Annotated in this window: 15 protein-coding genes; 8 read left to right on the top strand and 7 right to left on the bottom strand. The window is 42.9% G+C overall.

Features of this window, described 5'->3' with window-relative positions:
* Positions 1–48 precede the first annotated feature (48 nt).
* Entirely contained in the window at positions 49–1377 is a 1329-nt protein-coding gene (locus ACXADT_RS20580; protein ID WP_474832651.1) for a YjiH family protein, read from the top strand.
* A gap of 41 nt (positions 1378–1418) precedes the next feature.
* Here ACXADT_RS20580 and ACXADT_RS20575 read toward each other — a convergent pair whose 3' ends face one another.
* Entirely contained in the window at positions 1419–2192 is a 774-nt protein-coding gene (locus ACXADT_RS20575; protein WP_474832648.1) for an SDR family NAD(P)-dependent oxidoreductase, read from the bottom strand.
* 241 nt (positions 2193–2433) lie between these two features.
* Between ACXADT_RS20575 and ACXADT_RS20570 the strand changes: the two genes are divergently transcribed.
* Complete coding sequence (locus ACXADT_RS20570) at positions 2434–3975, top strand: BCCT family transporter (RefSeq protein WP_474813706.1); 1542 nt, start codon at positions 2434–2436, stop codon at positions 3973–3975.
* A 142-nt stretch (positions 3976–4117) separates the two neighbouring features.
* The gene (locus ACXADT_RS20565; protein ID WP_474832646.1) at positions 4118–4291 is read left to right on the top strand and encodes a hypothetical protein; all 174 of its coding nucleotides are present in this window, start codon (positions 4118–4120) and stop codon (positions 4289–4291) included.
* 235 nt (positions 4292–4526) lie between these two features.
* On the opposite strand, the gene ACXADT_RS20560 is transcribed toward ACXADT_RS20565, so the two are convergent.
* Positions 4527–5417, bottom strand: a complete 891-nt coding sequence (locus tag ACXADT_RS20560) for a fructose bisphosphate aldolase (RefSeq protein WP_474832645.1) — start codon at positions 5415–5417, stop codon at positions 4527–4529.
* A 174-nt stretch (positions 5418–5591) separates the two neighbouring features.
* On the bottom strand, positions 5592–7025 hold the full coding sequence (locus tag ACXADT_RS20555) for an alanine/glycine:cation symporter family protein (protein ID WP_474832643.1): 1434 nt from the start codon (positions 7023–7025) through the stop codon (positions 5592–5594).
* A 292-nt stretch (positions 7026–7317) separates the two neighbouring features.
* Here ACXADT_RS20555 and hutP point away from each other — a divergent pair, with 292 nt between their 5' ends.
* The 3 genes from hutP to ACXADT_RS20540 all read left to right on the top strand — a co-directional run bounded on the left by hutP (position 7318) and on the right by ACXADT_RS20540 (position 10151).
* Complete coding sequence (hutP, locus tag ACXADT_RS20550; RefSeq protein ID WP_270180824.1) at positions 7318–7755, top strand: hut operon transcriptional regulator HutP; 438 nt, start codon at positions 7318–7320, stop codon at positions 7753–7755.
* 103 nt (positions 7756–7858) lie between these two features.
* The gene (gene hutH / locus ACXADT_RS20545) at positions 7859–9376 is read left to right on the top strand and encodes a histidine ammonia-lyase (protein WP_474832642.1); all 1518 of its coding nucleotides are present in this window, start codon (positions 7859–7861) and stop codon (positions 9374–9376) included.
* A gap of 82 nt (positions 9377–9458) precedes the next feature.
* A complete protein-coding gene (locus ACXADT_RS20540; RefSeq protein ID WP_474832640.1) occupies positions 9459–10151 on the top strand; it encodes an alpha/beta fold hydrolase in 693 nt (230 codons plus the stop codon).
* A 38-nt stretch (positions 10152–10189) separates the two neighbouring features.
* Here ACXADT_RS20540 and ACXADT_RS20535 read toward each other — a convergent pair whose 3' ends face one another.
* Together ACXADT_RS20535 and ACXADT_RS20530 are read right to left on the bottom strand one after the other, a co-directional pair.
* Positions 10190–10591, bottom strand: a complete 402-nt coding sequence (locus ACXADT_RS20535; RefSeq protein ID WP_474832638.1) for an ArsI/CadI family heavy metal resistance metalloenzyme — start codon at positions 10589–10591, stop codon at positions 10190–10192.
* A gap of 48 nt (positions 10592–10639) precedes the next feature.
* A complete protein-coding gene (locus ACXADT_RS20530; RefSeq protein WP_474832637.1) occupies positions 10640–10969 on the bottom strand; it encodes an ArsR/SmtB family transcription factor in 330 nt (109 codons plus the stop codon).
* Positions 10970–11250: 281 nt separating this feature from the next.
* Here ACXADT_RS20530 and ACXADT_RS20525 point away from each other — a divergent pair, with 281 nt between their 5' ends.
* Positions 11251–11874 (top strand): superoxide dismutase family protein, encoded by a 624-nt coding sequence (locus ACXADT_RS20525; protein ID WP_474832635.1) that lies wholly within the window; start codon positions 11251–11253, stop codon positions 11872–11874.
* A 46-nt stretch (positions 11875–11920) separates the two neighbouring features.
* On the opposite strand, the gene ACXADT_RS20520 is transcribed toward ACXADT_RS20525, so the two are convergent.
* Both ACXADT_RS20520 and ACXADT_RS20515 read right to left on the bottom strand, forming a co-directional pair.
* Positions 11921–12094 carry a hypothetical protein gene (locus tag ACXADT_RS20520; protein ID WP_270180830.1) on the bottom strand — a complete coding sequence of 58 codons (174 nt, stop codon included), beginning with the start codon at positions 12092–12094 and terminating at the stop codon, positions 11921–11923.
* A gap of 121 nt (positions 12095–12215) precedes the next feature.
* A complete protein-coding gene (locus ACXADT_RS20515; protein WP_270180831.1) occupies positions 12216–12791 on the bottom strand; it encodes a DUF2087 domain-containing protein in 576 nt (191 codons plus the stop codon).
* Positions 12792–12935: 144 nt separating this feature from the next.
* Between ACXADT_RS20515 and ACXADT_RS20510 the strand changes: the two genes are divergently transcribed.
* On the top strand, positions 12936–13421 hold the full coding sequence (locus ACXADT_RS20510; RefSeq protein WP_474832633.1) for a tetratricopeptide repeat protein: 486 nt from the start codon (positions 12936–12938) through the stop codon (positions 13419–13421).
* The last annotated feature ends 65 nt before the right edge of the window (positions 13422–13486 follow it).

Genomic DNA, 13486 nt, shown 5'->3' with positions numbered 1-13486 from the left:
ACCCTCTACCTACAACTATCAGAACATTCAATCAATTGGAGGAATGACATGGAAACAGTGAAACAAGAGGTTCATGTTCAGCCCGCTAGACCCTCATTTTCTCAGCTGCTGAAATTTTTCGGCTTTAGTTTGATTGGAATCTTTACTTTTTTCGTCCCGATTACAATCGGAGGTAAGTCATCGATCCCACTCGATCACATCGTAACGTATATCACGACGACGTTCACTTCAGTTGTTCCTTACTACGCACTCCTTGTCATAGTGATTGGAGCAATCTATCCGTTTATCAATAAGACGTGGAATAAAGACGCAGTCAACATAGGACTATCCCTTTTTAAAGTACTAGGTGTCCTCGTTGCACTCATGCTGATGTTTGAATTCGGGCCGGCGTGGTTATTCAGCCCAGGGATGGGACCGTTTTTATTCGAGAAACTCGTGATTCCTGTTGGATTACTCGTTCCGATCGGTTCGGTTTTTCTTGCGTTGCTCGTAGGCTATGGGTTATTAGAGTTTATCGGCGTCATCCTTCAACCTGTCATGAGACCGATTTGGAAAACGCCTGGTCGTTCTGCGATCGATGCGGTCGCATCGTTCGTAGGGAGCTATTCGATCGGGTTGTTGATTACGAACCGTGTGTTTAAAGAAGGAAAGTACACGATTAAGGAAGCGACGATCATAGCTACAGGGTTCTCGACCGTATCTGCGACATTTATGATCGTTGTCGCAAAAACGCTCGGACTGATGGAAGTGTGGAACATCTATTTCTGGCTCACGCTCTTTACGACGTTTCTTGTAACCGCTATCACGGTTCGGATTTGGCCATTGAATAAAATGAGTGAAGCGTACTATGACGGGGAAGGAAGTCCAGAAGAAGTTATTAAAGAAAACCGCGTGAAGGCAGCATGGAGTCAAGCGATGGCTGCTGCAGCAAAGTCTCCATCACTTGGAAAAAACGTATGGATGAACTTAAAGGATGGCTTCATAATGACGGCTGCTATTCTACCTTCCATCTTGTCGGTAGGCTTGCTTGGACTTGTGCTCGCTGAATTCACGCCGGTGTTCGATATTCTAGGGTATATTTTCTATCCATTTACTTGGATTATGCAAGTTCCGGAGCCACTTCTCGCAGCAAAAGCTTCCGCGATGGAAATCGCAGAAATGTTTTTACCAGCACTTCTCGTAGTGGATGCTCCATTGATCACAAAGTTCGTGATCGGAACGGTATCCGTTTCTGCGATTCTGTTTTTCTCAGCGCTCATTCCTTGTATCCTGTCAACGAATATTCCAGTGAGTATTCCAAAACTACTCGTGATCTGGGTAGAGCGTACGATTTTGACGATTATCATTGTTACGCCACTTGCTTATTTGTTTCTATAACACATGTTAAAAGTCCGATCTCATCATGAGACCGGACTTTTTTAGTTCTTCATACTTTTTTTCATAAGAGAAGAGCTGATCTTTGTAACAGTTCTTCTAGGCAATAAACGTGGAAGGAAAGATGTTGCAACGTTCATTCGTCCATCGATGATCGAGCTTTTCCCTTTCTTTAACCCACGTAAGGTCGTGTCTACCACTTGTTTTGAAGTCCTCATCTTGCCAGCCTTAATCGCGTCTGGCGCTTCGTTGAAAAATTCTGTTTCAGTATTTCCAGGACAAACGGCCATCACGTGAATGCCTTTCTTTTTGTACTCTTCGTGCAATCCTTCAGAGAAAGATAGGGCGAATGCTTTTGTTGCAGCGTAGATCGACATGTATGGAATAGGTTGGAACGCTGCCATAGATGAGATGTTGATGATCTCTCCTTTTCCCTTTGAAACCATGTCTTGTAAGAATAGATGAGTCAGATCAACAACAGACGTAACGTTCAGCATAACCTGTTGATGGTTTTTCTCAGCTGTTTTTTCTAAAAGTTCCCCCGTTGTACCTGCGCCTGCGTTATTGATCAGCATGTCGACAGTGAACCCCATTGAATGAACGTTATCGTATACTTCCTGCGCGTTTCCTTCAATACTCAAGTCTTTAGGTATCACGATTGCTTGTACGTTATAGGTCTTCTTGAGGTCGTGAGCGATTCGGTCTAGCTTTTCTTTCGTTCGAGAGACAAGAATCACGTTCAATCCTTTTTCTGCTAATGTGTATGCAAACTGTTTTCCTATACCAGTAGACGCCCCTGTAATAAGTGCTGTTTTCATGTAAGTGTCGTTCCTTTCATTTACGTTTATATTATTAAACGTTTAATCCTTTAAACATAATGACTATACCAGGTGAGCGAGGTACCGTCAATCAATACACTGGGCGAAAGAGTGAACATGTCCCTAAACGCCTTTTTTAGTAAGAATTGGATGAAAAACCCTATTTCAAACCGTTATGTCTCTTCCATTTCCGGGTAATGAAAATTTGAAAGAAATTAGGATAGAGATAGAGAGGGATATCATGAGTTCGGAGAAGTTAATCGATTACAAGATTTTTGTTCCATCTGTACTGATCATGATTGCGATCAGTATACCTTTTGCTATGTATGAAGCAGAGTCTTTAAGCTTACTTAATTCAATCTTTGATACCATAGTGGATGTGTTTAGCTGGGGGTATCTATGGTACGGCATCATTCTAGTCGTAGCAGGATTGTACTTCGCTTTTTCAAAATACGGCCAAGTCGTACTAGGAGACCCTACAGAAAAACCTCGCTTCACGCTTTTTGAATACGCTTCAATTTTAATCGCAATGGGCGTTGGTTCAACGATTATGAGGACCGGGATGCTTCAGTGGACATCAGTCGCGAACGATCCACCAGCAGGAGTGAGTGCTGGATCAGCTGAAGCCCTTTTATGGGGGAACGCATATAGCATGTTTCTATGGGGGTTCCAAGTATTTGCTATTTTCGTTATGAGTGCTCCTGCAATGGGGTACATTCTACATGTAAAAAAGCGGCCTTTGATGAGGATTTCTGAAGCATGCCGCGTTTTATTTGGAGATAAGTTCACAGATGGATGGGGAGGAAGAGCCCTCGATATCCTTTTCCTTATTAGTATACTTGCCGGTGCATCTGTGACTTTGGGTCTTGGAGCGCCAATCATCACGCATAATCTATCGAACTTACTCAATACGGAAGTGACGTTCGGGATGACGATTCTCGTGACGATCGTATGGGTGTTCTTATTCTCACTCAGCGCTTATTTAGGAATTGAAAAAGGAATCAAACGTCTCAGCACGATGAACATGTATCTCGCAGGAATATTTGCTGTATTTGTTTTGATCGCGGGTCCCGGGGTCTTCATATTAAACTATTTTTCTGATAGCGTCGCGTTTTTATTAACAAATTATCTTAACCTTTCACTAAACACTGAGTCAGTTTACGAAGGCAAAGCTTCTCACATCCAAAGCAACACGGTGTTCTGGTTCGCTTACAGTGCAACATGGGCGATGTTACATAGTGTGTTCGCTGCAAAGATTTCGAGAGGAAGAACGATCAAAGAAATGATTCTTACGTATCTCCTGGCACCAACAATGATCTCTTGGATTGCTACAGGTGTATTGGGTGGACTTGGCGTTCAGCGATACCTTGAAGGAGACCTTTCAATATTAAAACTCGTTCAAGAGGATGAACGGATGGCTGCCATTCCAGAAATTCTCCAAACGCTTCCGCTAGGAGAAGTATCGATTATGATCTTTATGGTTGTTGCACTTATCTTTTTAACAACAACGCTCGATTCTACAACTTACACGGTTGCAGCATATACGAGTACGAGAGATATGAGTAAGTATGAACCTCCGAAAATGTTACGGATCATTATCGCAATGATCATTACCGCATTTGCACTCATCCTCATGCGCATCGGTGGATTACCCCCACTCTCCGTTGTCTCAGGATTGATGGGGCTACCGATCATCGTCATTCAGTTCATTCTTATTTATGCAGCGAAAAAAATGATGGATAACGATTTAGCCTGGAGTAGGAATACGAGAAAATCTAATTAGAGCAGCAATTAAGCACCTATTCAACTTGAATAGGGTGCTTTTTTTATGTTCTCCTGTAAAAATTGGAAACTTTTTGAATGCTGAAACGTCCTACATAGTAAGAATGGTATGTTGGAAAAACAGTTTAAGGAGGACGATCAGATTGGGGAGGAAAGAGGCGCTGCTGTTTTTAGTGTGGATCATCATTGGAATGAGCATAGGGTATTTTGTTTTTATTCCAATAGTAGAGGATACGGTGATTGGATTAGTGATCGGTCTTTCGATCGGTGTGACGAGCGGAGTGTCATTTTCACTATCTAGTAGACCTAAGTCATAGTCTAACAGCTTTATAACCCATTCACTTATTTATTGACCATGTTCATTACCTTCTTTTTACTAAGCAGTATTGATAAGGAAACCTACTTTTCTCTCAGCATCCTGTGTGTTTCGATTAAAGGAGCAGGAGTACTTTTCGTTGGTTTCATTGTAGTTATTGGAGCGGCACAAGTTTACCGTTTACTAAAAGGAAAAAAGGTGCGTTACCCATGGGGGAACGCACCTTTTCGAGAGTTTTATTTTTTATTGACCGAAGCGTCGTAAATAGAGTCGACAGCGTTTTGTAGTGCTGCGTTAAACTCATCATCAGTTTGGTTTGCGTTTAGATCACCAGCTAATGCTCTAGAAAAGCTTGCGATCAATCCGTCGTTTTCTTTTAGCTTCTCATTTGCTTCATCGCGAGAGTAACCGCCAGATAGTGCAACGACACGAACGACGCGAGGGTGGTCGATCAATTCTTTGTACGCATTCGCTTTCGTTGGAATCGTCAGCTTGAGCATCACGTTTTCGTTTTCAGTTAAGTTGTTCAAGTGCTTCAGGATTTCATCACGTAGAATTTCTTCGGATTTTTCCTTGTCGTTACTGTGAATGTTCACTTCTGGTTCGATAATTGGAACAAGGTCCGCGTTTATGATCTGTTTACCGACTTCAAACTGCTGGTCGACAACAGCTTTGATACCGCTCTTATTTGGCTCATGAATAACGGAGCGCATCTTCGTACCAAAAATCTTTCGTTCATTTGCTCGTCTAAGCGTCTCGTCTAAATCATGGATTGGCTTCATAAGCTGAACGCCATTTTCTTGTTCAGCGAGACCTTTGTCTACTTTTAGGAAAGGAGCGATGCCTTTGTCTGCAAGATAGTCTGCGGTGTACTTTCCTTCAATTTCACGATCCATCGTTTGTTCAAACAGGATTGCTCCAATGATTTTGTCACCATTAAACGCTGGGGAGGTAATGATTCTAGTACGCATTTGGTGCACACGATCAAACATTTCGTCTTCGTTAGAATAAGCATCTTCTGGAACACCATATGCTGCTAGTGCCTTTGGGGTACTTCCGCCACTCTGGTCGAGCGCAGCGATAAATCCATTTCCGTTTTTGATCTTATCGAATTGACTGTTGTTCATGTTTTCCACTCCTTCAGGTTCTAGTATTCAATACATCCACTAATGCGGGTTTTCCTACTACCATCATACTTAAGACAAACCTATTTTTCAAAAGGAAAGGGTAGTAAAAATTTAGTTGCAGCTGAGCTAGTAATCTTTTCATTCGAAAAGAGCCTGGGAACCCAGGCTCTCTCTTTACATCGCTGCTTTCTTCTTTTCCTCTTGATCTTCTTCATCCTCCCAAGCTTCAGCACCTTCGATACCGAGGTCTTTAGGCGTAAATGTTGGGTTTTTACCTGCTTTACGCTGTGTCTCATAGTCTTTTAACACTTTAGCAGCTACTTTACCTAGCATGGCGATTGCAATCAAGTTGATGATCGTCATAAGTGCCATGAAGAGGTCGGCCATCTTCCATACGAGACTTAAGCTTGAGACAGATCCAATCAGTACGAATGCCATCGTTGCGATACGGAAAATGAATAGAGCGGTCTTGCTTTCTTTAATGAATTCGATGTTCGTCTCACCGTAATAATAAGACCCGATGATTGAACTGAATGCGAATAGTAGGATCGATACCGAAATGAAGATTCCAGCCCAACCGCCGATATGCGCATTTAGTGAATTCTGAAGCAATTCGATACCAGATACATCTCCCGCTTGAAACACGGGTGCTAGCAAGATGATGAATGCTGTTGAAGAACATACTAGAATCGTATCGACAAAAACACCTAATGACTGGATAAGACCTTGTTTTGCCGGGTGTGACGTTGTTGACGTCGCTGCCGCGTTCGGTGCACTACCCATTCCGGCTTCGTTTGAGAATAATCCACGTTTCACACCGTTCATGATCGCAGCACCAACTGCACCACCGAATGCCTGCTCGAGACCAAAGGCATGTCCTACGATAAGAGAAATGACAGCCGGCAGTTCTGAAATGTTAATAAACAGTACGACCATAGCGATCGCGATATAAAGCACGGCCATAACAGGGACGATCACACTCGATAAATTTGCGATTCGGTGTACGCCACCAAAGATAACGAGTCCTGTTAGTGCCGTAATGATTAATCCCATTGCTAGACGGTTCATACCAAATGCATTTTCAAACGCAAGCGCAATCGTATTACTTTGAACAGAATTGAAAATGAGTCCAAACGTGATCGTGATGATGACTGCGAAAAGAACACCTAACCATCTTTTCTTAAGTCCTTTTTCAATATAGTAAGCAGGTCCTCCGCGGAAGGCTTTTGAGTCTTTCACCTTATAAACTTGAGCTAACGTGCTTTCGATGAATGCGGTTGCACCGCCGAGAAGGGCTACGATCCACATCCAGAAGACTGCCCCTGGGCCACCAAGCGTAATCGCCACGGCCACACCTGCGAGGTTACCGGTACCGATTCGTGTGGCAGCGCCGACACAGAAGGATTTAAACGGTGAAATATTTCTCTTTCCATCTTTAAAATCAGGTTTTTCTCCAAGTACACGAATCATTTCTCCAAAAAAACGAAATTGTACAAAGCGGGACGCGATCGTGAAGTAAACGCCGAGCCCGAGTAACCCTGCGATCAGTACGTAACCCCAGAGGATGTTGTTTGAATAATCAATGATGCTCGATAAAAAACTTTCCATGTGAGTCGCTCCTCTTTTAGTTTATTTCAATATTTCTGACAATTTTGTCACAACTTTTATTATACAAGTAATCGCGCGAATTTCAACACTATTCGACAAATTGCAATTTTTATCAAGTTATTGGAAAACGTTACCACAAGCAAAAAGAGGGCCAGAAATCCCTTTACTACGCTAGTTATCTAGCATGATAACAGGGTAAAACTTACCTCAATTCTATTGACATATGATTCTGAAAACGCATACAATTTAATAAGATACTAGTGATTAGTGGAGTACTGGATAGGTGACGCATATGCCGCAAATTAAGATTGGAAAACTAGCAATGCTGGTGGCGAGTTTGACACCAGAGGAATTAGAGCCTTTTTCAGCGCAACTGAAAGATGTTGAGTACTGTCAGGGCAAAGCTGGTTCGATGAACATGGAAAAAGTTATTTCAGCTGTGGAAACAGCTGCGAAACGAAATAGCATCATCTCAGATGAACTTTACCGTGAGACCCATGCGCTTTATCACGCCATTTTAGAAGCATTAGAAGGTGTGATGCGCGGACAAATCGGAGCAGGAAACATGATGCGCACCGTAGGGTTGAGGTTTGCGGTCGTCAGAGGCACACCGTATGAGCATTTTGATGAGGGAGAGTGGATCGCAGTCGCGTTCTACGGAACGATCGGCGCTCCCGTAAAAGGACTTGAACACGAAACGTTCGGTTTAGGTATCAACCATATAGGATAAAGCTGTCTATAGTGATGAGTGATCAGGAGACGGCGATGGTACGCTATGTACCATTGTCGTCTCCTTTTTGTATAGCCTTGAAAAACTGGGAGGAGAATGAACCATGATATTGTTAACCGGATCTGATTTAACGTTAAAAGAGATGAAGAAGATCATATACGGAGACGAAGATGTCTCGATTCACCCGTCGAGTATGGAGAAAGTGAAGAAAAGTCGCAAAGCGGTTGAGAAGATCGTTGCGACAGGGAAGACCGTTTATGGAATCAACACAGGATTTGGAAAGTTCAGCGACGTTCTTATTCCAGATAAAAATGTCGACGAGCTGCAGCTTCACCTCATCCGCTCACATGCTTGCGGAGTTGGGGAGCATTTTCCAGTCGATGTTAGTAAAGCGATGGTCGTTCTTAGGCTCAACGCGTTGATCAAAGGTTTCTCTGGTGTGAGGCCATGTGTCGTTGAGCGTCTACGTGATCTAGCGAACGAGGGAATGATTCCCGTTATTCCGAGTCAAGGGTCACTTGGAGCTTCGGGTGATCTCGCACCGCTTTCACATCTTGCGCTCGTGTTAGTTGGAGAAGGAGAGGTTCACTACAAAGGGGACATTCGTCAAACATCAGAAGTGTATGATGAACTTGGCTATAAACCTCTTCCTTTGAAAGCAAAAGAGGGTCTAGCCCTGATAAATGGGACACAGGCGATGACGGCGATGGGTGTGATCAACTATATCGAAGCGGAACGACTTTTCGACCAAAGCGATTGGATCGCTTCGATGACGCTTGAAGCACTCGAAGGAATCATCGATGCGTTTCATCCTGCTATCCATGAAGCGCGTGGGTATCGTGAGCAAATAGCTGTTGCGAAACGCATTCGCACGATTACGAGTGATAGTAAGCTCATCACCCATCAGGGAGAGAAGCGGGTACAAGATGCTTATTCTCTAAGATGTATTCCACAGGTTCACGGCGCTTCGAGACAGAGTCTTTCATATGTAAAAGAAAAGCTTGAGATCGAAATGAACGCAGCAACTGATAACCCGCTTATTTTCGACGACGGAGAAACGATCGTTTCAGGCGGCAACTTTCATGGTCAACCAATTGCCTTGGCGATGGACTTTTTGAAGATAGCAGTGGCTGAAATGGCGAATATCTCAGAGCGACGGATCGAAAGACTGGTGAATCCGCAGCTTAACGATCTTCCAGGGTTCTTAAGTCCGAACCCTGGCCTTCAGTCCGGTGCGATGATTATGCAATACGCTGCAGCCTCACTTGTATCTGAAAATAAAACTCTCGCACACCCGGCAAGTGTCGATAGCATTCCTTCCTCTGCGAATCAGGAGGATCACGTGAGCATGGGTACGATCGGGGCGCGTCACGCATATCAAATCGTGATCAACGCTCAAAAGGTCGTTGCGATCGAATTGATCTGTGCGATGCAAGCGCTCGAGTATCGAGAGCTGAAACACGCTTCAACATCTGTCCAGAAGCTTCATGCGGAAGGAAGAGATGTCGTCCCTACAATTAAAGAAGATCGCGTCTTCTCGAAGGATATCGAAGCGCTTTGGAAGTGGCTTAAGAGTGATCAATTCGATTGGTCTGTGCAAGAAGAAACAACAACCGTGTAAGTTCGAGCAGCGGCTTTATTGCGCTGCTTTTGTTTATGTTAAAGTGAAGAGGTAAGAAAATTAGAAGTGGCGGTGAATGGTAATGGAACGAATTTATATGCTACATGGTTTCATGGGAACAGGAGACCTTCATTTTCAAACACAGAAGGGATTTTTCTCTACGCATTATGAGGTGATCACACCTGATCTTCCGGGTCACGGCGTATCATCGATCGATGCGAATCAGGATTACATTGAGACGGCCGTTGAGTGGCTGGTGGAAGATTTAGAAGCAAACGGGCCGGCGTATTTACTTGGTCTTTCTCTTGGTGCAACTTTATCTATACATACTGCGATCAAACGACCTGACTTAGTAAAAGGACTGATTTTAACAGGCTATACGCCGTTTGTACCAGATCATCTGAAAGGCAAGCTGGATGAGCAGCATAAGCATTTCTCTAACCTGGAAGATACAGATCCTGATACGGCGGACTATTTCAAAGAGATTCACGGTGCGAAGTGGTACGATACGTTAATGAAGGTAAACGATCTAATGACGTTTAACTATCCGGTGATTCAAGAAGAAACGCTATCTTCACTTAAAACGCCTACACTGTTGTTGAACGGCAGCAATGAGCTGTATGAAGTGGAAGCAGCAGCTTATGTGAAGAGTAAGAATAATCATATAAACATCGGTCTTCTCCCTGGGGCGGGCCATATTGCGAACATCGAGAACCCTCATCTCTATAATGAAATGGTGTTAGATTTCCTTAGAAGTTTGATGGTAGAGAAATAAGAAAAAGCGACCAACTTTGGTCGCTTTTTTATTACAGTTTAACAACAGCTGCTTGAAACAGCTTTCTCAGTTTCTTCGCTATCTTGTTTCGTATAGAAATACTCCCACTCATTGCCATCAGGATCTGTCACCCAGAATTTATCTTGAAGGGCATAGCAGCAGTTCGTGTTCATTTCTTCCCGGGCGAAAAAGCCTAGCTTCTCAAGTCTTTCTTTATGTCGCATCACATCATCATGACTCTCGACCTGTAGTCCGAAGTGTCCAACCTGATTGCCCGTTACCTCATTTTTTAGATTCAGAGTGAAGTTTACGGAAGGCTCTTTAGGTAGAAACTTCGCGTAGTCATCTTTCACTTTTACAGGTTCACTGTTGAATACCTTCGTATAAAATTCGATTGAAGCCTTTAGGTCCGTTACGTTAAGTCCAATATGTGTTCTCATCTAAATCCTCTCCTTAATCAATTTTTTTTGATGTATTGGTTAAAAAAATTAACAACCGTCATTGGTACGGAACAAACAGCAAAGTTCTTCTGATAATAAATGGTTCACTTCTTTTTTGTTCAAGCGATAGTAGCTCCATGTTCCTCTTAATTCCTTTGTGATCAGCTCTGCATCGGTAAGTATCTTCAGGTGATAGGATAGCTTCGATTGTGGTAGGTTTAGCTTGTCGGTAAGGTCACATACGCACTGCTCTCCAGCTTGTGTAAGTTCGTGCATGATGTGAAGTCTCTTCTGATCTGAAAGTGCTTTGAACTTCTTTTCGTACTTAGTAAACGTGTTGATGAGCTTTTCGTCGTATAAAGGAAGGTCTAAGGCCATTTTCCTCTCACCTCTAATCATCAAATTTTCTTGATTAAGTATAGTGTAAACGATATCATTTTGGATTACAACTAATTAATCAACTTTTTTTGATGAATAAATTTGTTCGACTATGTCTCAAGTCTCTTGAAGAACAGATACGCTATCCAAATTAGAGACGAAAGAACGTCATGATAAAAAAAGATCATAGGAACATGGATGCAATTCCCATCTGGAAGGTTTACCACGTTCTTGAGTGTGTAAAGATGGTTATAACAACTGCTTAGAAGGGAGAGGTTCGTATGAAAAAATGGTATACCGTCTTGATGGTGGTAACGTTAGTTCTTGTACTAACAGCCTGTGGAGGAAATACGTCAAACCAGGAGGAATCTGGCTCGGAGAATAATTCGACGATGGAGAATGAAGGTTCCGATGAAGGCGCAACGGATGAAGGTACAAAAGAAGAGGAAGCTTCCAAATCTGTCATGGTGACGATGAAGGATGCTGAAGGAAATGAAGTGGGTACAGCTGAAATTACGGAAGAGAACAAAGGAGTCACGATCAACCTTCAAGCTTCCGATCTTCCTGAAGGGGAGCACGGCTTCCACATTCATGAAACAGGAAAGTGCGAAGCACCTGATTTTAAGTCTGCAGGCGGCCACTTTAATCCAGCGGACGTTAGTCATGGAACAGAATCAGAAGATGGTCCGCATGCAGGTGATATGGAAAACCTTGAAGTAAGTGCGGACGGCATGGTTGAAAAAGAAATCATGAACGAAAAAGTAACGCTTGCTGAAGGAGAAGATAACTCTCTTCTTAAAGAAGGCGGCACAGCGCTCGTCATTCACGCTGGAGCTGACGACATGGAATCACAGCCATCTGGTGACGCGGGAGATCGCATCGCATGTGGTGTGATTGAGAAGTAAGATGTGAAGTAAGAAGCACTGCAAGTTGCAGTGCTTTTTTTGATCGCTAATTCCTTTCCTCTGGTTGATTTTCGCTGTGGAGTTCTAACTTTCTATTCTCTAAATCTAGTTTCTTATTTTCTAGCTCTAATTCTTTCTTTTTTAAGTCGTATTTGATGACAAAGTATAAAAAAAGAAAAGACATCCCAACAATGATGATAATAAAGACAAATAGATCCACACGTATCCCCCCTAGATAAAATGGCTCCTTCGTTTAACCCTATTATATCTCTTTCTATTGTTATATTTAAAAATTGCCTATAAATAACCGCTAAAAAAAGAAGAGAGCACATTCCGTGCTCTCAATCGATCGTCGCCCACATTTCTTCTGGGTTTAGTTCATAAATGTTATTTTCCCGGTACATAAAATGATTGATGATAAATTCTCTTCGAATCGTCGCAAAGTCAGGATGGAACTTTTTAATATACTCATTGATCTCTTTTTCAGGATACTTTCTCCCACGTTCTAATCCGTTGATCAAGTGCTTGAGGATAATGATCTTCTTTTTGCGCTGAGAAGGGAGCTGCTTTAACGTACCGTCTTTTGCCATAAAGTTATTGACCACTGCTTGTGTTTTCATTGCATCGTCCTCCTTCGTTTGTTCAGGATGATAAAGCATGTTAGACAGGGCTTCAGAATAGGAACGGAACTTCTTTTCATCTATGTAGTAGTAGATGGTGTTCTTGTCTCGTCGCTGATAGACGATGCCGGTATCTCTTAATTTCATCATATGATGGGTAATGGTAGGCGCTTTTAAACCAAGCTTGCCAGCGATCGCTTGTCCATGAAGGGGACCAGTAGCGAGTAAAGTAAGTATGCGTATACGAGTTGGATCTCCGAGTGTCTTATGAAAATTTACGAGTCTATTTAACTGCAAGACGTTATCCTCCTTTCTTATAATTAGATGAGTATCTAATTAGATGATAGTCTAATTTGTTGATTGCGTCAAATAGGAGAAGGGCAATCGCCATGTGGAACTATGATAAGCTATACCTAAATGAATGGTAAGAGGTGGAAAAAGATGAAGAAAGAAGTAGAGAGAGCGATTCGGTACCGTCAAGAGGGCAACCATCAAGAAGCGAACGAGATGCTTGTTAAACTAGCAAACGAATTTCCAGAGGATGCTTCGGTTCATTACCAGTGCGCCTGGAGCTTTGATGTATTAGGGAAAGAGTCTGAAGCGGTGCCATATTATGAAAAAGCGATCAAACTAGGACTTCCCACTGAAGAGTTAGAGGGAGCGCTGCTAGGTTTAGGAAGTACATATCGAACGTTAGGAGACTACGAGAAATCGAAAGCTGTCTTTTTAAAAGGGATGGAGACCTTTCCTGAGAACAGGGCGATCCAGGTGTTCTATTCGATGACGCTACATAACCTCGGGGAACACGGTGAGGCGATGGAACTCTTGCTTACGAATTTAGTAGAGACGACGAGTGATGACGCGATCTTGAGCTACCGGAGAGCGATTGAATTTCATGCGGATAAGTTGGATGAGGTTTGGGAGTAGGGGGCGATTTGAAGGAGATTACGCTTGTTGTGGTGTCTTCGAGCGGGGGCCTGTTCTGTTTATTG

It is taken from the genome of Anaerobacillus sp. ABR4_321 (genome assembly GCF_056158505.1).
Note: the sequence above shows the minus strand (reverse complement) of the source record. Positions and strands in the feature narration are given on the sequence as shown.

Bases quoted from the DNA above. Each gene is read 5' to 3' on its own strand.
- ACXADT_RS20540 (WP_474832640.1), top strand. From the start codon at position 9,459: ATGGAACGAATTTATATGCTACATGGTTTCATGGGAACAGGAGACCTT.
- ACXADT_RS20535 (WP_474832638.1), bottom strand. From the start codon at position 10,591: ATGAGAACACATATTGGACTTAACGTAACGGACCTAAAGGCTTCAATC.
- ACXADT_RS20560 (WP_474832645.1), bottom strand. From the start codon at position 5,417: ATGAACAACAGTCAATTCGATAAGATCAAAAACGGAAATGGATTTATC.
- ACXADT_RS20580 (WP_474832651.1), top strand. From the start codon at position 49: ATGGAAACAGTGAAACAAGAGGTTCATGTTCAGCCCGCTAGACCCTCA.
- ACXADT_RS20570 (WP_474813706.1), top strand. From the start codon at position 2,434: ATGAGTTCGGAGAAGTTAATCGATTACAAGATTTTTGTTCCATCTGTA.
- ACXADT_RS20530 (WP_474832637.1), bottom strand. From the start codon at position 10,969: ATGGCCTTAGACCTTCCTTTATACGACGAAAAGCTCATCAACACGTTT.
- hutH (WP_474832642.1), top strand. From the start codon at position 7,859: ATGATATTGTTAACCGGATCTGATTTAACGTTAAAAGAGATGAAGAAG.
- ACXADT_RS20525 (WP_474832635.1), top strand. From the start codon at position 11,251: ATGAAAAAATGGTATACCGTCTTGATGGTGGTAACGTTAGTTCTTGTA.
- ACXADT_RS20555 (WP_474832643.1), bottom strand. From the start codon at position 7,025: ATGGAAAGTTTTTTATCGAGCATCATTGATTATTCAAACAACATCCTC.
- hutP (WP_270180824.1), top strand. From the start codon at position 7,318: ATGCCGCAAATTAAGATTGGAAAACTAGCAATGCTGGTGGCGAGTTTG.
- ACXADT_RS20510 (WP_474832633.1), top strand. From the start codon at position 12,936: ATGAAGAAAGAAGTAGAGAGAGCGATTCGGTACCGTCAAGAGGGCAAC.
- ACXADT_RS20575 (WP_474832648.1), bottom strand. From the start codon at position 2,192: ATGAAAACAGCACTTATTACAGGGGCGTCTACTGGTATAGGAAAACAG.